This window comes from Pokkaliibacter sp. MBI-7, from assembly GCF_029846635.1.
GTDB lineage: Bacteria > Pseudomonadota > Gammaproteobacteria > Pseudomonadales > Balneatricaceae > Pokkaliibacter.
This window is the reverse complement of the sequence record NZ_JARVTG010000002.1, coordinates 2,085,731-2,108,692: the sequence shown is the minus strand read 5'-3', so window position 1 is coordinate 2,108,692 and position 22,962 is coordinate 2,085,731. Positions and strand designations below refer to the sequence as shown.

At 57.5% G+C, this 22,962-nt stretch carries 15 protein-coding genes; 12 read left to right on the top strand and 3 right to left on the bottom strand.

What is annotated here, in order from left to right; all coding sequences use genetic code 11:
* Positions 1-200: 200 nt before the first annotated feature.
* The 4 genes from macA to QCD60_RS29270 all read left to right on the top strand — a co-directional run bounded on the left by macA (position 201) and on the right by QCD60_RS29270 (position 5,544).
* Positions 201-1,418 (top strand): macrolide transporter subunit MacA, encoded by a 1,218-nt coding sequence (macA, locus tag QCD60_RS29285; RefSeq protein ID WP_279790935.1) that lies wholly within the window; start codon positions 201-203, stop codon positions 1,416-1,418.
* Between the two features lie 3 nt (positions 1,419-1,421).
* Complete coding sequence (locus tag QCD60_RS29280; protein WP_279790933.1) at positions 1,422-3,377, top strand: MacB family efflux pump subunit; 1,956 nt, start codon at positions 1,422-1,424, stop codon at positions 3,375-3,377.
* 4 nt (positions 3,378-3,381) lie between these two features.
* On the top strand, positions 3,382-4,806 hold the full coding sequence (locus QCD60_RS29275; protein ID WP_279790931.1) for an efflux transporter outer membrane subunit: 1,425 nt from the start codon (positions 3,382-3,384) through the stop codon (positions 4,804-4,806).
* A gap of 237 nt (positions 4,807-5,043) precedes the next feature.
* Positions 5,044-5,544, top strand: coding sequence for a hypothetical protein (locus QCD60_RS29270; RefSeq protein ID WP_279790929.1), 501 nt, complete (start codon positions 5,044-5,046; stop codon positions 5,542-5,544).
* Positions 5,545-5,565: 21 nt separating this feature from the next.
* Here the strand turns inward: QCD60_RS29270 and QCD60_RS29265 are convergent, their stop codons facing one another.
* The gene (locus QCD60_RS29265) at positions 5,566-6,492 is read right to left on the bottom strand and encodes an alpha/beta hydrolase-fold protein (protein ID WP_279790926.1); all 927 of its coding nucleotides are present in this window, start codon (positions 6,490-6,492) and stop codon (positions 5,566-5,568) included.
* Between the two features lie 371 nt (positions 6,493-6,863).
* On the opposite strand from QCD60_RS29265, the gene QCD60_RS29260 reads away from it, so the two are divergent.
* The 4 genes from QCD60_RS29260 (at position 6,864) to QCD60_RS29245 (ending at position 12,534) form a co-directional block, all read left to right on the top strand.
* Positions 6,864-9,530 (top strand): DUF3857 domain-containing protein, encoded by a 2,667-nt coding sequence (locus tag QCD60_RS29260; RefSeq protein ID WP_279790924.1) that lies wholly within the window; start codon positions 6,864-6,866, stop codon positions 9,528-9,530.
* Positions 9,531-9,632: 102 nt separating this feature from the next.
* Positions 9,633-11,648, top strand: coding sequence for a DUF3857 domain-containing transglutaminase family protein (locus QCD60_RS29255; protein ID WP_279790922.1), 2,016 nt, complete (start codon positions 9,633-9,635; stop codon positions 11,646-11,648).
* 14 nt (positions 11,649-11,662) lie between these two features.
* Complete coding sequence (locus QCD60_RS29250) at positions 11,663-12,178, top strand: hypothetical protein (protein WP_279790920.1); 516 nt, start codon at positions 11,663-11,665, stop codon at positions 12,176-12,178.
* Between the two features lie 170 nt (positions 12,179-12,348).
* Positions 12,349-12,534: a hypothetical protein gene (locus QCD60_RS29245; RefSeq protein WP_279790918.1), complete on the top strand. Its 186-nt coding sequence runs from the start codon at positions 12,349-12,351 to the stop codon at positions 12,532-12,534.
* An 84-nt stretch (positions 12,535-12,618) separates the two neighbouring features.
* Here the strand turns inward: QCD60_RS29245 and QCD60_RS29240 are convergent, their stop codons facing one another.
* Positions 12,619-16,275, bottom strand: a complete 3,657-nt coding sequence (locus tag QCD60_RS29240; RefSeq protein WP_279790916.1) for an AAA family ATPase — start codon at positions 16,273-16,275, stop codon at positions 12,619-12,621.
* Positions 16,272-17,576 carry an exonuclease subunit SbcD gene (gene sbcD / locus QCD60_RS29235; RefSeq protein WP_279790914.1) on the bottom strand — a complete coding sequence of 435 codons (1,305 nt, stop codon included), beginning with the start codon at positions 17,574-17,576 and terminating at the stop codon, positions 16,272-16,274. The genes QCD60_RS29240 and sbcD overlap by 4 nt, the downstream gene beginning before the upstream one ends.
* 512 nt (positions 17,577-18,088) lie before the next feature.
* Here sbcD and QCD60_RS29230 point away from each other — a divergent pair.
* The 4 genes from QCD60_RS29230 to QCD60_RS29215 all read left to right on the top strand — a co-directional run bounded on the left by QCD60_RS29230 (position 18,089) and on the right by QCD60_RS29215 (position 22,908).
* Entirely contained in the window at positions 18,089-18,802 is a 714-nt protein-coding gene (locus QCD60_RS29230; RefSeq protein ID WP_279790912.1) for a glutamine amidotransferase, read from the top strand.
* Between the two features lie 184 nt (positions 18,803-18,986).
* Entirely contained in the window at positions 18,987-20,669 is a 1,683-nt protein-coding gene (locus QCD60_RS29225; RefSeq protein ID WP_279790910.1) for a sensor histidine kinase, read from the top strand.
* Positions 20,666-21,358, top strand: a complete 693-nt coding sequence (gene btsR, locus QCD60_RS29220; protein WP_279790908.1) for a two-component system response regulator BtsR — start codon at positions 20,666-20,668, stop codon at positions 21,356-21,358. Before QCD60_RS29225 ends, btsR begins: the two co-directional genes overlap by 4 nt.
* A gap of 110 nt (positions 21,359-21,468) precedes the next feature.
* Positions 21,469-22,908 (top strand): carbon starvation protein A, encoded by a 1,440-nt coding sequence (locus QCD60_RS29215; protein ID WP_279790906.1) that lies wholly within the window; start codon positions 21,469-21,471, stop codon positions 22,906-22,908.
* Positions 22,909-22,962: the final 54 nt, after the last annotated feature.

Below are 22,962 nucleotides of genomic sequence, written 5' to 3'. Positions count from 1 at the left end.
GCGTTCAGATTGTGCCTGTGTGACACCGTATAACTGCGGCAAGTACTGATGCTGACTGGCTTGTGGCGAGCACGGTTGAGCTGCCTCAAAAGCCTGAAACAATTCGCGTTATATCCTCGTTGCTACTTTACAAAGCGCTCTGGATACTGCCGGCATCAAAAATGTTTCTGTGCTGACCCTACTTTGAGATTTAACTATCCATGCAAAAGAAAACCCGCCGATATGTGTTTAGCCTGGCGTTGTTGCTGCTGATCGCAGCGGCTGGCGCCTGGTTCTTTCGTGACTGGTTCGCGCCGAAGCCACCTGTATTTGTCACCGTGCCGGTGGAGAAGCGTGATATTCAGGAGACCGTTTCATCCACTGGGGTACTCAACGCCTACAAGCAGGTCGATGTCGGTGCGCAGGTATCGGGGCAGCTGCAGTCACTGAAAGTGTCGCTGGGTGATTCGGTCAAGAAAGGTCAGCTGCTGGCGGTGATCGATCCGTCAGTGAAGGAGAACGACCTCAAGGATGCTGAGGCCGAGCTGGATAATGTGCAGGCACAGAAGCGTTCGAAGCAGGCGCTGTTGAAGCAGTATGAGCTGGAATACAAACGGCAGCAGAAAATGAGCCGTAGCGACGCCGCTGCCCAGTCCGATCTGGAGAGCGCCAGGGCCAGTCTGGACAGCACCAAAGCGGATATTGAAGCGCTGGATGCACAGATCACTCAGGCCAAGATTTCGGTCGATACGGCCAAAACAAACCTGAGTTATACCCAGATTCTGGCACCGATGGACGGCGTGGTGGTGGCCGTTGAAGCGGATGAAGGGCAGACACTGGTCTCTACCCAGTCTGCGCCGACCATTCTGATTCTGGCCAACCTCGATACCATGACGATCAAGGCGGAAATTTCCGAAGCTGATGTCATTAAGGTCAAACCACAGATGCCGGTGTACTTCAGTGTGCTGGGTGACCCGGATACCCGTTATGACGGCAAGCTGCGCTCCGTCGATCCGGCGCCTGAATCCATCACCGATGATGACACCTCGGCGACCACCATCAGCTCTTCAGCTACCTATTACAACGGCCAGTTTGATGTGCCCAATCCGGAGCACAAGCTGCGTATCTTCATGACGGCACAGGTGTCTATCGTACTCGGCGAGGCAAAAGAGGCGCTGGCGATACCGCTGTCGGTACTGGGTGACAGCAAGGGACAGGGCAGGTATGAAGTGCGGGTGCTGGATCATGGTCATCCTGAGAGCCGGGTGATTACGACCGGCCTCAAGGACAACATCTATATTCAGGTGCTGGAAGGGCTGAGCGACGGTGATCAGGTAGTGGTGGGGGATTCGCTGACGGCGGCCAGGGCAACCGCCTCTGAGGACAGTCACGGTGGGTTCGGCGGACCACCCCCAGGTGGTGGCGGCCCACGAGGATAAGCCATGAGCAGAGCATTACTTGAAGTCACCGATCTGGAGCGCAGTTTTCAGTCGGGCGAAGAACAGGTGCGTATCCTCAAGTCGCTGAACCTGAAGATCTATGCCGGTGAAATGGTCGCCATCATGGGGGCCTCGGGGTCGGGTAAGTCGACCCTGATGAATATTCTTGGCTGCCTGGATCGTCCAACCTCAGGCAGTTACCGGGTTGATGGCAAGGAAACCGGCAGCCTCAGCAGTGATGAGCTGGCGGCACTGCGCCGGGATTATTTCGGCTTTATCTTTCAGCGCTATCACCTGCTGTCCCATCTGGATGCAACAGGCAATGTGGAGATGCCCGCGGTGTATTCCGGTAATGACCGGCTGCAGCGTATTGCCCGCGCCGAGTCTTTGCTTGAGCGGCTGGGTCTGGCGGACCGTACTCATCACCGTCCCAGCCAGTTGTCCGGTGGGCAGCAGCAGCGCGTCAGCATTGCCCGTGCGCTGATGAACGGTGGGGAAGTGATCCTGGCCGATGAACCCACCGGCGCGCTGGACAGCAAAAGCGGTTATGAGGTGATGAACATCCTGCGAGAGCTGCATGCGCAGGGGCATACCATCATTCTGGTGACCCATGATGCCGATGTGGCCAGTCAGGCTCAGCGAATTATCCGTATTCAGGACGGTGAAATTCTGTCAGACGAGCCCAATCCTGATGCGCCTGAGCCACTGGCGGCTGCCCCTCGCGCCTTACGGCAGCAGAGCAACTTCAGCCGTTGGCGGACTCAGCTTGGCCTGTTCATCGAAGCCTTCAAGATGGCTCTGATTGCTATGGCGTCCAACCGCCTGCGTACCCTGCTGACGATGCTGGGTATCATCATTGGCATTATGGCAGTGGTCAGTGTGGTCGCCGTGGGGCAGGGAGCCAAACAGAAGGTCATCAACGACATTAACTCCATTGGCACCAATACCATCGATATTTATCCCGGTACCGGCTGGGGTGATATCCGCTCCAGCAAGGTAGAAACCCTGGTGCCTGCTGACCTTGCCGCCCTGCAGGCGCAGGTTTATGTCGACAGCCTGACGCCGAACATCTCAGACAGCCAGCAGCTGCGTTACCACGACATCGTCGTCAGTGCCTCCATCAAAGGGGTTGGCGAGGCGTATTTTCGTGTTAAGGACATGACCATGGAAAGTGGCCGCGCGCTGACCGATTTCGATATCAGGAATCTGGCGCAGGTAGCGGTGATTGATCAGAACACCCGGAAGAAGCTGTTCCCCCACGGCGGTAATCCGGTCGGGCAGACCATTCTTGCTGGCAGCGTGCCGGTGACCATTGTCGGCGTGGCGGCAGAGAAGGATTCGGCCTTCACCGATGAAAATCTTAATGTATGGATGCCCTACACCTCGGTGATGAACCGGATTTCCGGGCAGCAGTATTTCAGCTCCATCACTGTGCGTGTTACTGAGGGGATGTCCAACGACATCGCTCAGGCAGGCATTGAGCGGCTGCTCACTACCCGTCATGGCACCAAGGATGTGTTCACCCGCAGTTCCGACAGCATTCTCAAAACCGTTGAGAAAACCACGTCGACCCTGACCCTGCTGATTTCCGCCATTGCCGTTATTTCGCTGATTGTTGGTGGCATCGGCGTGATGAATATCATGCTGGTATCGGTGACTGAACGTACCCGCGAAATTGGCATTCGCATGGCGGTGGGAGCCCGGCAGATTGACATCATGCAGCAGTTCCTGATCGAGGCGGTGCTGGTCTGTCTGATCGGCGGCAGCTGCGGCATTCTTCTGTCGTTTGGTGTGGGGGCGGTGTTCTCCTATTTCGTCAGTGCCATGTCCATGCAGTTCTCAGCACTGTCTATTGTTTCCGCCTTTGTCTGCTCGACGCTGATTGGTGTGCTGTTTGGCTTTCTTCCAGCACGCAACGCGGCGCGACTGGACCCCATTGAGGCGCTTGCTCGTGAGTGATGCAGTGAACAGAAAACAGATTTTCCATCCTCAGCGTCACCCTGTGCGCCTGCTCAGCATCGCGATACTGGCACTGGGATTAAGTGGCTGTGCCGGGCTGGTACGCACTGATTATCAGCGACCACAGGTGGAGCTGCCGGTACAGTGGACGGTACAGCCGGACAGCGGTGACAAGGTACTGGCTGCCGGTCAGTGGTGGCAGGTGTTCAATGATCCGGTGCTGAACGGCCTGATCGAAAAGGCGCTGCAGACCAACAACGATCTTGCTGCAGCGACAGTCAAAGTGCGTAAGGCCCGCCTGCAGGCAGGGCTGGAAGCCACCAGTCTGACGCCTGATGCCTCGGTCAGTGCCAGCAGCAGCAAGGAGCGTGATCTGGATTCCGGTGCTGAAGCGCGCAGCAGCAGTACCTCTGCCAGCCTCAGTTATGAGGTGGATCTGTGGGGCAAGCTGGCCGCCAGCCGTGATTCTGCCGAATGGGAAGCCAGGGCGACTGAGCAGGACCGCGCTGATACCGCACTGACCCTGATCGGCACTACCGCCGATCTGTACTGGCAGATTGCCTATCTTAATCAGGCGATCCGTTCCAGCGAGCAGAGCATTGCCTACACCCAGCGCAGTCTGGAAGTGGTGCGGGTGAAATACAGTGCTGGTGCTGTCACTAACCTCGACCTGCTACAGGCAGAGCAAAATGTTGAAAGCCAGAAGGCTGATCTGGCTGATCTGCAGCAACAGCTGACAGAAGCACAGAACGCACTGGCCATCCTGTTCAACCAGGCACCGGAGCATGTGATGGCCGATCCGAAGCAGCTGAGCACGATGACGATGCCCGCCCTGCAGGCCGATCTGCCTGCCGCCGTGCTGGCTAACCGTCCTGACCTGCGTGCAGCGGAAATGCGGCTGCGTGAATCGCTGGCCGATGCCGATAACACCCGCGCCAGCTATTACCCCAGTTTCAGCCTGACCGCAGCACTCGGCACCAGTAGTACACAGCTGCTGAACCTGCTGCAGAACCCGGTGGCGACCCTGGGAGCAGGGCTGTCACTGCCCTTTGTTGAGTGGAATCAGGCCAGGCTGAACAATCAGATTGCGGATGCGACATACGAGCAGGCAGTGGTCGAGTTCCGTCAGTCGCTTTATGAAGCGATGCAGGATGTGGAAAATGCGCTGTCGGCACGCAAACACTACCTGCAGCAGGAGGTGGCCTTGCAGCGCTCTTATGATCTGGCCCGTCAGGCGGAGCAGGTCGCCGAAACACGCTATCGTGCGGGCGCCACTGGCGTACAGGACTGGCTGGATCAGCAGGAAACCCGTCGTACTGCCGAACTGGCACTGGTTAAAAATCGCTATAACCAGCTGAGCAATATGATGACGCTGTATCAGGCGCTGGGCGGTGCGCCACAGGATCTGGTGGCGGCAGGCACGCCGTAGCCGCCGTCACTGCACGCTGAAAGCCCTGCTGTTTGCAGGGCTTTTTTGTTACGTGCCATGACAGCGGCAGGATGACTTGTTTGAGATTGACTGAGGTCAGGACATTACTCACCGGATTCCCTGACGATGATGACTACATGGCCTGCCGGTTTTCTGGTGATAACCCCGTGGAAGTCCTGCCCTGCGACAGTTATCTGGCCGAAATGACTACTGATCTGACAAATCAAGGATGCTGCGATGAAACACCTGATCAACCGATACGCTACTCCCTTTACTACCGGACTGTTTCTGGTCTCCCTGGTCTCGGGTATTGCCCTGTTCTTCCACTGGGCTTCGTCAGCTTTTCATTCCATGCATGAATGGCTGAGCATGGTACTGATCCTGCCATTTGCACTGCATCTGTGGAAAAACTGGGGGGCATTGCTCAACTATTTGCGTAAAGGCTGGTTGTGGATCCCGCTGTTACTGTCGCTGGTAGCGGCTCTTCCGTTCGCCTTCAGCGCTGCAGCTGGCAGTGGCGGCGGTGGTAATCCGGCTTTTCGTATCGTCAGTCTGGTGGTCAGTGCGCCGCTGGCTGATCTGGCGCCGTTACTGCAGCAGTCGCCAGATCAGTTGTTGCAGCAGTTGAACGCGCAAGGCTATAAGGTGACCTCTGCTCAGGAGTCGCTGAGTGATGTAGCGGGACGGGTGGGCGTGCAGCCATTTGAACTCTTGCAGAAAGTCATGCCAGTCCACTGATCGCTGCTGGCATTCCGTTGGTCAGGGCTGACCGCCGTAAACAAATTCCACTGCCCGATTAATGGCTTCGGGCATTGCACTCATATGGTTCTCGCCGGGAAAAATATGCAGGCCGAGCTGCAGTTTGCCGGCGCTCTCCGCTGCCACTGTCTGCTGCAAATCACTGAATAGCTGCTTGACGTTATCCACCTGCGCGCGTTTTTGCAGCATCTGCGCACGTTCCGCTTTCATGCTGGCCGGAGCTGTCTGCTCCTCACTGCCGACTGTCAGCATCAGTGTCACGGGCTGGGCCAGACCGGCAAGTCTGTCCGCAAAACCGTTGCGCTCAGACAATACATAGCGCTCGTTCCACCAGATCGACGGGCTGGCTGCGACATAGCGCTGGAAATACTCCGGGTGAGTAAACAGCGTATGCAGAGTGAAAAGTCCGCCGTAGGAATGGCCAAACAGCGTCTGCTGATGGCGATTGATGGCGAAGTGCTGCTCAATCTGCGGTTTCAGCTCCTGCTCGATAAAGGCCAGAAAGCGATCAGCTCCGCCTTGCCGGGAGCCAGACTGATCGCCGGTTTTGTCCATATTGGCTGCCGGTGGCGTGTAATCTTCGGCACGGGCCACCAGTTGCGCCTTGTCTCCTTCCGCTGCGGTAATGCCGACCACAATCGCTCCGCGGGCCTGACCGCGCTGCTGCAAGCGCTCTGCCATCACTTTCCACAGTGGGAAGGTGGTGTTGCCATCCAATGAATACACCACCGGAAAGCCTCCGTCCGGCACCGGCGAGTCCGGCACCGCCACCAGAATTCGGTAACTGCGGCCTGTCTGCCGGGAGTCCAGAATGAACTGCCGGGTGTTATCCAGTGTGACTTCAGGCCAGCTGCTGGCTGTTGGAGCGGTGGCATTGGCAGTGGCGGTTGACGGGCTGTCAGCCCCGGCGAAGGTAGGATTGATCATAAGCGTAAGGATCACTGAGAGAGTGGTGCGAGTGAGGAAGCGCGACATGGTCGTCCTGCGGGTAGCGGTATGAGTTATCAAAACTCACTACTATATGCATTTGATAATCGTTATCAAATAAAGCCCCGGTAATTGTCTGTTCTGATTTGCATCTGCGCGGGCTGTCGGCACAGACGCTGGCTTTTTATCTGTTTCCAGCCAGGGTTTTTGTCCAACTGTAAAGATTCCTTGACGAAATCATGGGGATGGCATTTTATTACAGCCTGTTTCGTTTAGGTTTCGGCTTGTAAGTGTTGTGACCTGCCACGAGGAGCGAAGAGCATGGGGCATCCCATGCTGTGCCAGACAGTATCGAGGTCTTAAGGACAAGTATGAAGTACAGGGAAAGAAGCCGCTCACGGTTTGCTGGCTGGTGGGCACTGTTATGTATCGTGATGCTGTCCGTGCAGGTTCAGGCGGAGAACCGTGATCAGGTTCAGATTGAGCCTGAAGAAAGCTGGGTCAACGCCATTCCTTTCCAGACTCCCGCCAGTGTCCCCCATGAGCAGCTACAGGATGGGGAATATACGTTGCTGCAGGATCTGCAGACCCGCGCCACTGTCGGCAGCACCACTGGCTATTACCACTATGCCACGCTGATCGACAACTCCAGTGGCCTGCAGCAGAACTCCAGTATCACTCTCAGCTTTTACCCCCGTTACCAGTCTCTGACTCTGCACTATGTGCGCATTATTCGTGATGGTCAGCAACTGGACCGCACACCGCAGCAGCCGGTGGCCTTGCTGAGCCAGGATGAGAAGCTGGCCGATACGGCCTATGGCGGCAAGCTCACCACCAACATCCTGTTAGATGATTTACGCGTGGGGGACGTCGTCGAGTACGCCTTTACCCGCACCAGCGACAACCAGCTCTACCCCGAGCAGGGCTGGATGCGCATTCGAACGCAATATACCGTGCCGGTTCAGCAGAAACAGTATCGCCTGTTGTGGTTGCGCCCGGAGGTGCTGCAATGGGATGTCACGGGGCCGGCGGTTCAGGTAACGACGGCAGTGGTGCCGGGCGGTAAGGAATATAGCCTGCAGCTGCAGCATCCTGAGCCGGTCAGATCGGAGAAGGGCACTCCTGACTGGTATTCCCGTTTTGGCGCGGTCACCTTTGTTCCCCAGTTCAGCTGGCAACAAGTGGTAAAGCAGGTATTGCCCTCTTTTGCTACGGCCATGCAGGAAGACAGCGCACTGCAACCGCTGGCAGCTACTATTCGGCAGCAACACAGCTCGGTGGCTGAGCAGTGTGCGGCGGCATTGAGCTATGTGCAGAGTCAGCTGCGCTATGTTGAGCTGGATATGGACGCGAAGGACTTACCCCCTTCAGCCGTCAATACCATCCTTCAGCGTGGTTATGCCGACAGTGTTGATAAGGTTGTGGTGCTGACAGCATTGCTGCGGCAGCTGGGTATTGAAGCGGCACCGGCTCTGGTCAGTGGCTGGAAAATGCAGCTTCTGCCCGAGCTGATGCCGAGTGTCTGGTGGCTGGATCACGCTCTGGTGCAGGTGCAGCTGGCCGGGAAGCAGTACTGGCTGGATCCGTCGCTGAGTTATCAGCAGGGGACACTGGACGACATTTTTCAGCCTGACTACGGCTATGCGCTGGTGCTGTCAGAAGCCACTACCGCGCCCAGTGCCATGCAGGTGGGTAGCAATCACCCTTCCCGGTATACAGAGCATTTCGATCTGAGTAAGGGCCCTCAGGCGGCGGCTGACTATACCAGTGAAACACTGCTACAGGGCTTCGATGCCGAGCAGATGCGCGGGATGCTGGCGCGGCAGAGTGTGGCGGAAAAACGCACTGACTATCTCAATTTCTATCAGGACTACTACCCGGGTATTGAGGTGGTCCAGCCTGCCAGTTTTACCAATGTTGAGGGTAAGAATCAGTTTCGCATCAAGGAGCACTACGTCATTCCAGAAATCTGGCAGAAGACAGACGATGGCCACGAAGTGTTTTTCTATGCTTTCAACCTGGAGCCCATGGTCAAGAAAATTAAGGATACGGCACGCACCTCACCGCTGGCCCTGCCTTTTCCCCTGAATATAGACGAGACCATTGAGGTCAAACTGGACGGTGGCTGGTCACTGGATGACGGCTACTTCGAGGAAGACAATCCGTTTTTCTATTTCAGTCGCAAATCGAGCTTTTCGGAGCGGCAGCAAACCCTGACGCTGCAGTTCACCTACCGAGCCAAGGTGAGCTGGCTCGCAGCGCAGGATGTCTCTGCCTATGTCAAGGCGCGCGCAAGGATGGCAGAGAAAGCAGAATATGGCCTGTGGATTGAAGACAACGATGCCGCTGAATCAGTCCCTGCTTCGACAGCGAATGATAGAAAAAATGCTGACGCCCCTGAGTCTTTGGGGATGCAGCTCTTCGGGTGTCTGATCCTGCTGCATGCCATGGCGCTGCTGTACGGGCTGATACAAAGCTATTTTGAGGGCAGGGAAGCACCCGCCCGGCAGGCACAGTTTTACCCTGTGACGGTATGGAAACTGGTGCTGCTGACGGGCCTGACCTGGATGTTCTACCTCTGGTACTGGCACTACCAGAACTGGCGCTATGTGCGGGAACAGCTGAAAGTGAAAGTCCTGCCCGGAGCACGAGCGCTGTTCAGCCCCCTGTTTTTCTTTTCCCTGGGGCTGCAGGTGCGCAAGGTTCTGGCTGCATCACCTGAAGCCGGGTCATCGTTGTCTGTCGCTGCGGTGGTACTGGGAGCTGCGGTTTATCTGTTATTGACGCTGGCACAGTCGATGTCGCCGGAGTCTTTCTATCTGGTGATCCTGTTCAACTTCTGTGGCGGTTTGGCGCATGCGTCTGTGGCACGCGCTATCAAGCGCCTGAACAGTGCGGCGTCGACTGCCCGCAACTCTGTCTGGCGCCTGCGCCACTCATTGATCCTGCTGACCTACCTGTTGCTGATGGCATTTCTGCTGGCCAATCAGCTTGGCTGGTTACCCGACCCGCTATTGATCCCGATTTTCAGACACTGAAGCGAGCTGCTGGTCAGTCAACGACCGGCGTGCAGCTGATCATGAACACGTTCGTATCAAGTAAACAGGTGTGCAGTACCTGTAGAGGGAAGATGTATCAAGATGATGAAAGTGACATTACCTGTTTTCCGTCTGGCCTTACTGACCGCAGCGGTGATGGTGGCCACAGGCGCTCAGGCAGCCAAAACGGTAGAGGTTAACCCGACGACAGCCAGCTGGATCATGCCCGAAGCGGTATCGACGTCAGCCCGGATTCCTCAGGAAGAGGTGCGCAATGGTGAGTACTACCTGCTGTCAGACCAGCAGGTCAGAGTCGATGCGAAAGGTGATGTGGCTCGCTACAGCCACTTTGCCGTCAAGGTTGTCAATCAGCAGGGGCTGGCGGATGCCTCAAAAATCAATGTTGCCTTCGATCCTGGCTATGAGTCACTGATCTTTCATCAGGTGAAAATCATTCGCGACGGCAAGGTGATCAATAAGCTCAAGGGCAGCGATATTCCCGTTATCAGTAGTGAGCCAGACATCAGAGACTCGATCTACGAAGGCCAGCTGACCACGAATCTGCTGCTCGATGATGTACGGGTCGGCGATATCGTTGAATACAGTCTGACACGTAATGGGCAGAACCCGGTTTACGCCGGGCGCTTTGGCTATTTCCTGGATACGCAGTGGTCTATTCCGTTACATGGACAACATTTCCGTCTGCTATGGGAGAAGAATACGCCACTGAATCTGCGCCAGTTCAATCGCAATGTGGAGGTATCGACTATCCCTTACGCGGGCGGAGTGAAGTATGTCATCGACAATCCGTCGCCTCCCACGCTGTACACCAACAGCGAAGCACCCGACTGGTTTAATCCCTACGGTTATGTGCAGTTCTCCGAGTTTGGTAACTGGCAGGGGGTGGTGAGCTGGGCCATTCCACTTTATCGGGATGCCGTCCGTACCGATGCCGCTATTCAGAACATTGCACAGCAGATTCGCTCAGCCTATCCCTCCAGTCAGGATCAGCAGATCGTCGCTGCTCTGGAATATGTACAGAGCAAGATTCGCTATGTGGGCATCGAGATTGGTGAAAACTCCCATCGCCCCAGCCCTGCCAGCGAGACCCTGGCCAGGCGTTACGGGGATTGTAAGGATAAGGTCATCCTGATGATCAGTATTCTCAAGGCTTTGGGTGTGGAGGCGCAGCCCGCGCTGGTCAGTACCAACAAGGAAGATGCCATTGCCAGCTATCTGCCCACCATCAACGCCTTCAACCACGTTATTGTCCACCTGAGCCGTCAGGGTAAGTCGGTGTGGCTGGATCCGACCCGGGACTCGCAACACGGGCAGTTACTGGACATTTATCAGCCAGATTATGGCTATGCGCTGGTGATTGATGCCAATACCTCTGCGCTGACAGCCATGACTCAGGCCACCACCCAGCATGCAACGGTAATCAACGATACCTTTGATGTGAGCAAGGGGGCGCAGGGTGAAGGGCGTTTCACAACCGACCGGACAATGAATGGGCTGGATGCCGAGCTGGTGCGTGACCGGCTGGCCAAAGGCGCGCAGGATTTGCGTGGGCGCTACCTCACCGCATTTCAGTGGTATTACCCCAAACTGGATGCCTTACAGCCGATGGCGTTCAACGATAACACTGCGAGTGGCCAGCTGAGAGCGAAAGGGGAATATCGTGTTCCTGAAATCTGGACTGAGAACGATAACGACCTGCAGTATCAGACCGCGTTCTATCCTACCGAGATTTACCGCTATCTGGATAAACCGGATCAGTTGAAGCGTATCGCACCATTTACCCTCAGTTTCCCGGTCAATATTCAGCAGAATATTGCGGTGACGCTGGAGGATAAAAAGTGGAAGTTCAAGAAAGAGAATTTTGTCGAGGATAACGACTATTTCCATTATGAACGTCAGGTCCGATATGACTCCGGTAAGGACTTGCTGACGCTGAACTATCAATTCCAGATCAAGAAAAAATATGTCCCTGCAGATGATATTGATAGCTATATGAAGGCACGCAAGCGCGTGATCGATCACGGAGAAATGTGGGTAGTAGAACCCTATCCCATGGTTTTGCGGACGTTACGCTCAGGTAAGAACGCCAGCAGCTAAACAGGAGTGATGACATGTATTACTGGAATATCAAAAAACTGAAATTGCAGCTGATTAATGAAGGCCTGAGTCAGCGTGCCCTTTTTGTCTATATCTTTATCTATGTCATGTTGAGTGAGCTGGTGACCCTGCTACTGCCTTTTGGCACACAGCAAGCGCCTGACACGGCCAATATTCTGGTTGCCATGGCTGAGTTTGTTATCTGCGGTATGGGTCTGTTTGGCTGCTACAGGGCTAACGGTGGCAAAGCAGGTCAGCAGTTTGCAGAGCGCTTCTTCAGTATAGGAATAGTGCTGTTGGCACGCTTTTTTGCGTTGCTAATTCCCATCTTTGTCGTGGTTTTCGCGGTCGCCGTGGTAAGTCAGGCTACCGGGATGGGGGATATGGAGTCCACTATGGAAGCCGCGATCTACGTCGGTATGTTGCTGTGGCTTGCGGCCTATTTCTGGCGTTCAGCGGTACATATCGGCGATGTAGCCAGAGCGCGCTCTGATGTTTCGCAAATCGGCGATGTGACCGTATCCGCGTAAGAATAGAGTTGATTTTTTACGCACCCGGCCCCTATTCACAGGGGCCACATCCGTCAGCCCTGTTCCATTCTGGCCATCTTCCGGAGACCCCACGGTAGCTGATTTTGTCATCCAGCCTCAGCTCAGGCTTCGGCAGAAAGCCACCGAAGCCTGAGTGCCAGCAATACAGTATGGCCCTGAAATTTCAGGTCGGCGGATTTGCGCTGGCACCTAAGGCATCGGGATGCGTTTGCTGCCGTAATGACATCCATATCCATATCCATATCCATATCCATATCCATATCCATATCGATGTAGACGTAGACGTAGACGTAAAAGGGTCGCTCCCTCGTTATATCTCCTGCCCAGCGGCATGACGACCGGCTCACTGTAAGGACGTGTTTACGATTTGCCGACCACCGGCCAGATCGTAAACACGTGTTGCGGCGGGCAGTGCCTGTTTACCCCACCCTGAACTGTTCATCCAGCGTGCTGTATCCCAGGCCTGCCTGTTTGCGGACCTGAATCTGGGTGCTGATGCGCTCCTTCAGTGCCTCCACATGGGAAATGACGCCGATCATCTTGCCGCTGGCCTGCAGGCCATCCAGCGCGTTGAGGGCGGTCTCCAGCGTATCGCTGTCGAGGGTGCCAAAGCCTTCATCGAGGAACAGCGAGTCGATGCGGGTCTTGTGGCTGACCAGCTCTGATAACGCCAGCGCCAGTGCCAGACTGACCAGAAAGCTTTCACCGCCGGACAGGGTCTGGGTATCACGGACGACATCAGCCTGCCAGGTGTCAACCACGGCCAGCTCCAGTTGTTCACCTTCCTTGCGTTGCAGCTGATAGCGGCCATCCAGCCGCTGCAGCTGACGGTTGGCCAGATAGATCAGGTGATCAAGCGTCAGGCCCTGGGCAAAGCGGCGGAATTTGTGACCATCCCGCGAGCCGATCAGATCATTCAGCTGTTCCCAGCTGCGCAGTTCGGATTTGTGCCGCTCCAGTGTGGCCAGCAGATGCTGCTGTTGCTGGCGCTGCTGTTCATCCCGCTGCAGTTCACTGTTGATGGCGCCCAGCTCTTCAGACAGTGACGCTGCCGCCTGTTTCAGGCTGTCCAGCTGCTCCTGCAGTTGTGCACTGTCCTGCTCGGTCAACGGCTGTTGCTGCAAGGTGTCCAGCTGCTGTCGGGCCTGCTGTAACAGCGCCTGCTGGCGGGTCAACTGGCTGTCCAGTGCCTGCAGCTGCTGCTCAATCCGGGTATAGCTGGCGTCGTCCAGCAGAGCATTCTGCAACGCCTGCTGATCAGCAAAGGGGCTGGCCTCCAGTGCCTGTTGCCAGTGCTGTTCCGCATCGGTCAGACGGTTGTTGAGGTCAGCCAGTTGTTCGCCCAGCTGTTGCAGGCGGCTGTTCAGCCCCTGCTGCTGTAACAGCAGAGACTGTAACTGCTGCTGCTGGCTGTTCAGATGCTGCTCTGCCTGTGCCAGATTGTCCGTGCTGTGCTGGCGGGTTGGCTCGATGGGCTGATTACCAAAGAGCTGCTGGCGCTGGCTGGTCAGCGTGGCCAGTTGTTTCTGCAGCTCGTTCAGCTGGGTGCTGAGTTCGGCGGCTGCCTGCTGTGCATAGTGCAGATGGCTCTGCTGTTCACTGTGCTGTTGCTGCTGGGTTGCGAGTTGCTCGGCCAGTGATTGCAGGGCGGCTTGTTGCTGCTGATAGGTTTGTACCGTCCGCTGCTGGGTCTCTAACCAGCTGTCCATGTCTGTCATGTTGGGTAGGGTCAGTTGACAGGCGGCCAGCTCCTGCTGCAGCTGCCCGGTCAGCTCAGCATGGCTGTGAGCCTGCCGGCCCAGCTGCGCTTCGATGTCCTGTTGCTGCTCCTGCAGGGAGGCCAGTTGCTGCTGGTGCTGCAGTTGCTGGGCGAGCAGTTGCTGCAGGAGTTGCTGTTGCTGCGCCAGTTGCTGTTGCCCGGTGTGCAGTTGTTCCTTGTCATGACGACTGGCGGTGAGTGCCTGTTCCAGCTGCTGGCCCTGCTGATGGAAGCCCTGCAGCCACTGCTGCAGGCTGGTCTGATCACCCAGCGCCAGCGGGCTGTTGAGTGCGGTGATCGCCTGACGCCAGCGTTGCTGCAGCTCCTGCAGCTCTCGCTCTACCACGCTGATACGTTCCTGACGCTGCTGCAGTTCGGTGCTGAGTCGGGCCAGTGTGTTATTCAGCTCGATGCCCTGATTGCGGATGGCTTCCAGTCGTTCGGATTGCTGTTTGAACTCCTGCTCCAGCGCCGAGGTAGCGGGCAGCTCATAGTTGCTGACCAGTGGATGCTCCAGTGCGCCGCACAGAGGGCAGGCATGGCCGGGCTGCAACTGCTGACGGTGTTGCTCCAGACTGGCGATGACCTGGCTCTGCCTGACCAGCTGTTCCAGCCGTTTGACGTCGCGGTTGCAGTGTGTGTATTCCTCGCGAGCCTGAGTACGGGACTGATCGGTCTGTTCGCTTTGCTGCTGCAGACGCTGCAGCGTCAGGCGCAGCTGTTGCTCTTCTTCCTGCAGCTGCACAAAGGTCTGGGTCAGATCCTGCAGGCGCTCGGCTTGGGGGCGCTGGTTTTGCCAGTGCTGATAATGGCTCTGCAGCGCCTGTTCCTGCTGCTCTGCCGGTTGGCTTGCCTGACGCTGCTGGAGCTGCTTATCGAGCTGGCTAACCGTCTGCTGCTGGCTGTCGATCTGCGGTGTCAGCTGGCTCAGCGCCTGCTGCAGCTGAATCTGTTTCTCCTGCATGCTGTGCTGTTTCTGTTGCAGTGCCGCCTGTTCCTGTTGAACTGCGCGCCATTGCTTCAGCTCTGTTCCCCAGCGTTGCAGCGATTTGTCGATCATGACCAGCTGTGGGTGTTGCTGCAGATAGTGTTGGGCCTGTTCCTTGTCTGCCTGCAACTGGGCCAGTGCCGCGGCGATGGTTGTCAGCTGCGCTTCGGCTTCCTGCTGCCTGGCCGTCGCCTGTGCGAACGCGGTCTTTCTGGCGTCCTGTTCTGCGGTGAGGCGATCGATGTCCCGATCCAGCGGGATAACCTGCTCAAGGGTGGTCAGTAGCTGTTGATGGTGAAGTTTGCGCTCCTGCAGCTGCTGAGCTGCGGCGTCGACGCCTGCCTGTTGCTGACTCAGCTGCGTCTGCAGCACGTGCTGTTGCTGCTGCAGGCTGTCGTATTGCTGCTGTTGCTGCAGCGCCTGAGTGCGCTGGTTTTCCAGCTGTTGCCACAGGGGGTGTAGTTTTTGCGCGGGCGCACGCAGTGCCAGCTGCTCGCGCTGAGGCTTAGCCGCTGCAATCGCCTGCTGTGCTTCTACCTCACTCTGGCTCAGCTGTTGCAGCTGAGCGTGAGCCTGTTGCAGCTGATCACGCCAGGCCAGCTGCTGGCCCAGTGTGGCCAGTTGTTCGCTCTGGTGTTGCTGCTGTTGTTGCAGTTCGGTGCGACGCTGCTGGCGCTGACTGATATCCGCCTCGGACAGCAGCCGGACCCCTTTGAGCTCAGCTTCCATTTCCTTGACCTGCTGCTGATGCTGGCGGGTCATATCGAAGGTCTGCTGGGAAATGCGACCGTAAATCTCGGTGCCGGTCAGCTCTTCCAGTAATGAGGCACGGCTATTGGCATCAGCATTGAGGAAGGCCGCAAAGCCACCCTGTGCCAGCAGCATGGAGCGGGTGAAGTTGGCAAAGTCGAGGCCGGTCAGCTCGGCAATCTTGCTGAGTTTTTCCGTCACCCGGCTGGTGATGATCTCGCCCTCTAACGTCGCCAGTTCAACGCTGACCGGCTGCAGATTGCCATCGCTTTTTTCCCGGGCCCGCTTCTGCGCCCAGAATGCCCGGTAACCCTTGCCCTTGACCTCAAATTCCACTTCGCTCAGGCAGTCGCCGGTGTGGCGGCTCATGATCTCATTGCCGTTGGCACTGATGGTCAGGCGCGGAGTGCGGTGATACAGCGCCAGACACAGGGCGTCGAGCAGGGTACTTTTACCTGCGCCAGTAGGGCCGGTAATGGCGAACAGGCCTTGATCGGTAAAGGGCTGCTGGCGGAAGTCGATCTTCCATTCGCCTTTGAGGGAGTTCAGGTTTTTCAGGCGGATGCTGAGGATTTTCATTGGGCATCCTCCTCGTTCATGGCAGGTGAGGGTGTTGTGGAAAGGGAAGCGAGATCGCTGTCTGACGCAAGAGCGGCAGGGGCGGTGGCGTTGTTATCGCCGTTTTCCAGTGCGTCCAGCACTTCAGCGAAACGGTGTTTGAGTTGCGTTACGCTGTCACCGGTCAGCTCCTCGCGCGCCAGACGTTCGCCAAAAACGTCATGCGGATTCAGCTCCTCCAGTGTGGTGGGGCTGTCCTCTTCCAGCAGCAGGGCCGTCTGGCGAATTTTGCCACGGCGTACCTTGAGGACTTCCACCGGTAACGCCTCCAGCAGGTCGGCAATACGCTGCTGCAGGTCAGAACGATAACCCTCATCCAGAATTTCAATATCGAGCCAGGCAGGCAGCGGCAGGCGGGTATCGATCAGTTTGGCCAGGCGCGGCACCAGCTCGTCCAGCTGACAGCTCATGCTGTACAGTGCGCGGCTGCAGGGGATGTCCAGGGGGGTGATCTGCTGCAGTTGTGCGGCGCTGAACTCCACCAGCAGCACTTCTTTTTTCAGCCCTTCATTGAAACTCAATGGCAGAGGGGAACCGCTGTAACGCCAGTGCGCCTTGCCTGCCACCTGCTGCGGCCGGTGCAGATGGCCCAGCGCCAGATAGTCGAAGGCGGGGAAGTCACTGGCCGGGAAGGCATCCAGCGTGCCGATATAGATTTCCCGCTCGGAATCACTGGTCTGGCCGCCCAGTGTAGTCAGGTGACCGCTGCCGATAATGGGCAGTGCGCGGTGCTGACGCTGTGCTTCGGCCAGCGTGAACAGCTGCTGATAGATTTCTTTCAGCGCCTGCCGGGTGGCCTGCTGTTTGGCGGCGGCGCTGTCACCAGCCTGACTGCTGACCAGATCCCGAGGGCGCAGGAAGGGCAGGGCACAGAACAGGGCGGCTTCTTCACCCTGGCGGTTTTTCAGGGTCAGCAGATGCTCTGACAGATCAGGCTGACGCCCGGCGATCACCTCGGTGTTGAGGCAGGCCAGCACGCCGCGCGATTCTTCCAGCGTCGATACCGCATCATGATTGCCCCCCAGCACCACCAGCTGGCATCCGGCCCGCTGGGCTTCGACAACAAAGTTCAGGTATTGCTGGCGGGCGTAGCTCGGCGGTGTGCCGGTATCAAAAATGTCCCCGGCAATGATCAGCGCATCCACCTGATGCGCGGTGATTTGCGTCAGCAGCCAGTCGAGAAAAGCCTGATGTTCCTGAAAACGGCTCTTGCCCATGAAATGCTGACCGAGGTGCCAGTCAGAAGTGTGAAGTAGTCGCATGGTAATCCTTGCCGACGGCAGAGTGGCGGAGCTGGCCTGTTATGGCGGTACAGACTCGAACGAGTGATACGGCAGACAGTGGTCAGGCCGCCCCAGACAGGCCCTCATTATTTGAACTTTGGCGAGGTTGGCAAGGGCTAAAGGGCGGTGACGCTGGTGGTTGTCAGGGTGGGGAATGCTGTCAATGACGGGATTCGCATCGACTCTGGCGGTTTGTTGATTATATTTCAGCCAGTGTTGTTGAGGTAAAAGCTGGTTTTCCTGACCGGTGGGAGTAAAATTCGCGCGGATTTTGCGACAGCAGCGGAAAAGTACCCGGTATAACCCGGTGCGACCGGCTGTCGGATTGTTTTCTGGCTCTCTGGAACGCCGCCTTTTCCCTCGCTATCACACCCTTGTCAGCCCGTCAGAATGCTTCCTGCTTTTTAGAGCAGGAAGGCGGGTTGGCGTTGTGGTTTGCAGCAGTGTTGAGGTGGGGTGGTGGAGCCCATTCTGAAAGGTAATAGACGTAAATGCCGCGAATTCTTGTGGTAAAAACGGGCGAGGCTTTTGCGCATGTTGCGCAGCGCCATGGAGATTTTGACGCGCTCTTTATCAATGCCATGGATTTGACCCCGGAGCGGGTTGATATCTGCCCCGCCTATGCGGTGGAGCAGCTGCCCGACGCCAGTGAGTACGCAGGTATTGTCGTCACCGGCTCCCATGCCATGGTGTCTGACCGTGAGGACTGGAGCGAACGTCTTGGTCAGTGGCTGGTGGATGTGGTCCATCGGGAAAAGCCGCTGTTTGCCGTGTGCTATGGCCATCAGTTGCTGGCCCATGCACTGGGTGGCGAAGTGGGTTATCACCCGCAAGGCCCGGAAATGGGCACAGTGGACGTCAGCCTGAGCCAGAACGGTCAGCGTGACCCGCTGTTTGGTCTGTTGCCCAGTCGCTTTCGTGCCCAGTCGACCCATTACCAGACCGTGCTGCGTCTGCCTGCCGAAGCGCAGGTACTGGCGAGCAATGCGTTTGAACCGCATCACGCCTATCGTGTTGGCCCCTGTGCCTGGGCGACGCAGTTCCATCCTGAGTTTACCGCTGAGGTGATGAGCGACTATGCCAGTGCTCAGCGTGCGGCACTGGAGCAGAAAGGCCTTGATGTGGATGCCATTCTGAGCGGCATTGATGCCACCACTGATGCAGCTAACCTGCTGCGCGGTTTTGTGCGTTATACGCTGGATTGATCTGTTACCGAGAGCTTATCAGGAACAGCGTCTTCGCTGTTCCTGACTAAGAGCGTGTCCACACTACGCCTTTGGTCTTTTCCCCATCTGTTGCCATCTCTGCCATACTCCCAGCATTTTCCGTGTCAGTTCCCCCGTCTCTGCATTGTTGATCTGACCGGATGTTCAGGGAGTGAGTTCAGCCATGATCGAGTCCATCGATGTTCAGCTGGTAGTGCCGCTGTTTCAGCAGATGAGCGTCTATCTGCTGATCGCCTATCTGTTCTCCAAAACACCGCTGTTCAGGCCATTGGCCAATCTGTCCAGCTGGCCGATCCACAAGCTGATGGTGTACGGCATCTTCTCCAGTTTCTGCATTATGGGCACCTACTTTGGCCAGCAGACGCTGGATGCCATTGCCAATACCCGTGCCATTGGTGCCATTCTCGGTGGCCTGCTGGGAGGGCCGCTGGTGGGGCTGGCGGTTGGCTTTACGGGTGGTATGCACCGTTATTCACTGGGCGGATTCACCGATGTGGCCTGTGCCATTTCCACTACGTGGGAAGGGCTGCTGGCCGGACTGGTGCACGCTTTCTGGCAGCGGCGCGGGCAGACCGAGCGCATTTTCAATCCTTTGCAGGCACTACTGCTGGGTATTGTTGCCGAAGGCTGCCAGATGGCGATTATCCTTGCGGTGGCTAAACCCTATGATCAGTCGCTGCGTCTGGTGGAGGCCATTGCCCTGCCGATGATGGTGGCCAATGCCCTTGGCGCCGCGCTGTTCATGAGCTTTATCCGCGATGCCAAGTTTCAGGCCGATGAGCTGGCCTCACAGGTATCCCGCCGCGCGCTGCGTATCGCCCGCCGTTGCGTTGGCCTGCTGGATGAGGGGCTGAATCAGCGCTCGGCGCAGGCCATTGCTGAGGTGGTCAAGGATGAAACGGGCGTGGCAGCTGTCGCCATCACAGACCGTCAGCAGATTCTCGGTTTTACCGGTATGGGGGCTGATCATCATCAGGTCGGGCGGCCGATCTCCTCGGTGATCACGCTGGATGCCATTCGTGATAACCGGGTGGTGTTTGCCGATGGCCTGACCACCCCCTATCAGTGCTCCATTGAAGGAAGCTGCGAGCTGGGCTCATCGCTGGTGGTGCCGCTGCGTGGCGAACAGGAGGTGGTGGGCACCATCAAGCTGTACGAGCCCAAGCGCAAGCTGTTCCGTAATCTCAATCGCAGTCTTGGTGAAGGGATTGCCGGGGTGCTCTCCAACCAGATCCTGCACAGCCAGTTGCAGGCCAGCCGTGCCCTGCTGGCGGAGGCCGAGCTGCGGGCGCTGGAGGCCAAGGTGAACCCGCATTTTCTGTTTAACAGCCTTAACACGGTGGCGGCGGTATTGCGCCGGGCACCGCAGGAGGCCCGTCAGCTGGTGCTGCATCTGGCCGAGTTTCTGCGCGGCAATCTGGGGCGCAACACGGTGACGGTGTCGCTGGTACAGGAGTTTGAGCATATTCATCACTATCTGGCGATCGAGAAGGCACGCTTTGGTGACCGCCTGCGCTTTGTCGAAGATCTGGATGAAGCGCTGGAGGATGAGCAGGTGCCTGCACTGGCCATTCAGACGCTGGTGGAAAATGCCCTCAAACACGGTATCAGCCGGGCTGAGGAGGGGGGGGAGGTCCGGCTGACGGCGCGGCAGCAGGGGGATCATATTCAGGTGATCGTCGAAGACAGCGCGGCCCAGGTGCCACAGCAGCATGATGGCCTCGGCTTGCGACTGGTGCGGGAGCGGTTTGCCGCACTCGGTGTCAGCTGTACACTGCAGCTCCACCACCAGCCGGGCATCGCAACCCGTGCAGAGCTGATCTGGCCCAGAGGAGTGCTGTCATGATTCGTGCCCTGATCGTTGATGATGAGCCGCTGGCCCGGGAAGAGCTGGCAGCCCTGCTGGAGGAGGCAGGCAGTGTCGAGGTGGTGGGCGAGGCGGGCAACGGCAAAGATGCTCTGTTGCAGGCCAGGGCAACGCAGCCTGACGTGATCTTTCTGGATGTGGATATGCCCGGGCTGAATGGGCTGGATGTCAGCAGTCTGCTGGCCGACCCGCGGCCGCTGCTGGTGTTTGTTACGGCGCATCAGGAATATGCCCTGACCGCCTTTGAGCAGGAGGCGCTGGATTATCTGCTGAAACCCGTCAACCCTGAGCGTCTGGCACGGACGCTGAAGCGTATTCAGGCGCAAGGTGTGGGAGAGATGGAACCGCTGGAGCGGCTGGCCTGCCATCAGGGCAACCGGGTACGGCTGGTGCTGCCCGCCGACATCGACTGTGCCTATGTCGATCTGACCGGCACACAGGTGCAGGTCGGCGGCGAAGAGCTGCACTGCCAGCTGCCGCTGAAAACGCTGGAGTCGCGGTTGCCACTGATTCGGGTGCATCGGCAGTATCTGATCAACATCGATGCCATCAGGGCGATTACCCAGAATGAAGGCGGTGCCGAAATTGAAACCCGCCACGGCGCCAGAGTGCCGGTGTCGCGGCGCTACTTCAAACTACTAAAGGATAAATTCCTGCTGCCCTTCTGACCGCTCAGGGGCGGATTACGACCACTCAGCCAGAAACAGACTGCCGCACTTCGTTGCAATCATTAAGCTCGCCTGCAAACCACCACAACAAACACAACAAGGGGGTAAGCATGCAGTGGTTTCTCCTCGGTGTCGCCTTGCTACTGGGCGGCTATTTTATCTACGGCAAGATCATTGAACGTATCTTTGGCGTGCGGCCAGAACGCAACACGCCTGCCCTGGTCAACAACGACGGTGTTGACTATGTGCCGATGTCCACCGGCAAGGTGTATCTGGTGCAGCTGCTCAATATTGCCGGTCTTGGCCCGATTTTCGGCCCCATTCTCGGCGCACTCTATGGTCCGACAGCGCTGCTGTGGATCGTCTTCGGCTCGATCTTCGCCGGTGCGGTACATGACTACTTCTCCGGCATGATGTCGGTGCGCGCCAACGGTGCCTCGGTGCCGACTGTGGTCGGACGTGAGCTGGGGACGGCTGCCAAACACTTCATGAATGCCTTTGCGGTCATCCTGCTGTTGCTGGTGGGTGTGGTATTCACCCTCGGCCCGGCCAAACTGCTGGGGAATCTGTCAGGAACCTCCGTACCGGTGTGGGTGGCGATCATATTTGGCTATTACATGCTGGCCACCATCGTTCCCATCGACAAGATTATCGGCCGCTTTTACCCGCTGTTCGGCGCACTGCTGGTATTCATGTCCGTTGGCCTGCTGATCGGTCTGGCGGTCAGTGATCATCCGTTCTATGCCTCCGGTATGACCTTCGCGAACCTTCACCCGGATCACCTGCCGCTATGGCCGCTGCTGTTTATCACCATTGCCTGCGGCGCGCTGTCCGGCTTCCATGCCACGCAGTCACCGCTGATGGCGCGTTGTGTGGAGAATGAAAAGAACGGCCGTTTCGTGTTCTACGGCGCGATGATCGGTGAAGGGGTGATCGCCCTGATCTGGGCGACGCTGGGCATGTCTTTCTATCAGAGCCCTGAAGCACTGAACGCCACACTGGCGGCTGGCGGTCCGGCGGCGGTAGTGGATGAAGTGTCTCGCTCGCTGCTGGGTACGGTGGGTGGTGTACTGGCCATTCTGGGTGTCGTGGTACTGCCGATTACCTCGGGGGATACCTCTTTCCGTGCTGCGCGTCTGATTCTGTCTGACTTCCTCAAGTTTGATCAGAAACCCATCGCCAGGCGCCTGCTGGTGGCCATTCCGCTGTTTGCCGTGGGCTTTATCATCAGCCGCATGGACTTCGATGTGATCTGGCGCTACTTCGGCTGGGCCAACCAGATGACTGCAGTGATGATGTTGTGGGCCGCTGCTGCCTGGCTGAAACGCCATGGCAAATTCCACTGGGTGTGCACCCTGCCTGCGGTATTCATGACCGGCGTGGTCAATGCCTACCTGCTGTCAGCCCAGATCGGCTTTGGTTTGCCCATGAGTATCGCCGGCCCGGTGGGTATCGCCTCATCGCTGGTGGTACTGGCCTGGCTGCTGCTGCGCGGTCGCAATGACAAGGATGAAGTGGATATGCCTGCTCTGGCGTCGTCGCAGAATTAAGCGGCATCCGGGCACAGATTCCACGTTTCAAGAAAGCCGCGCAGTGCTGCACTG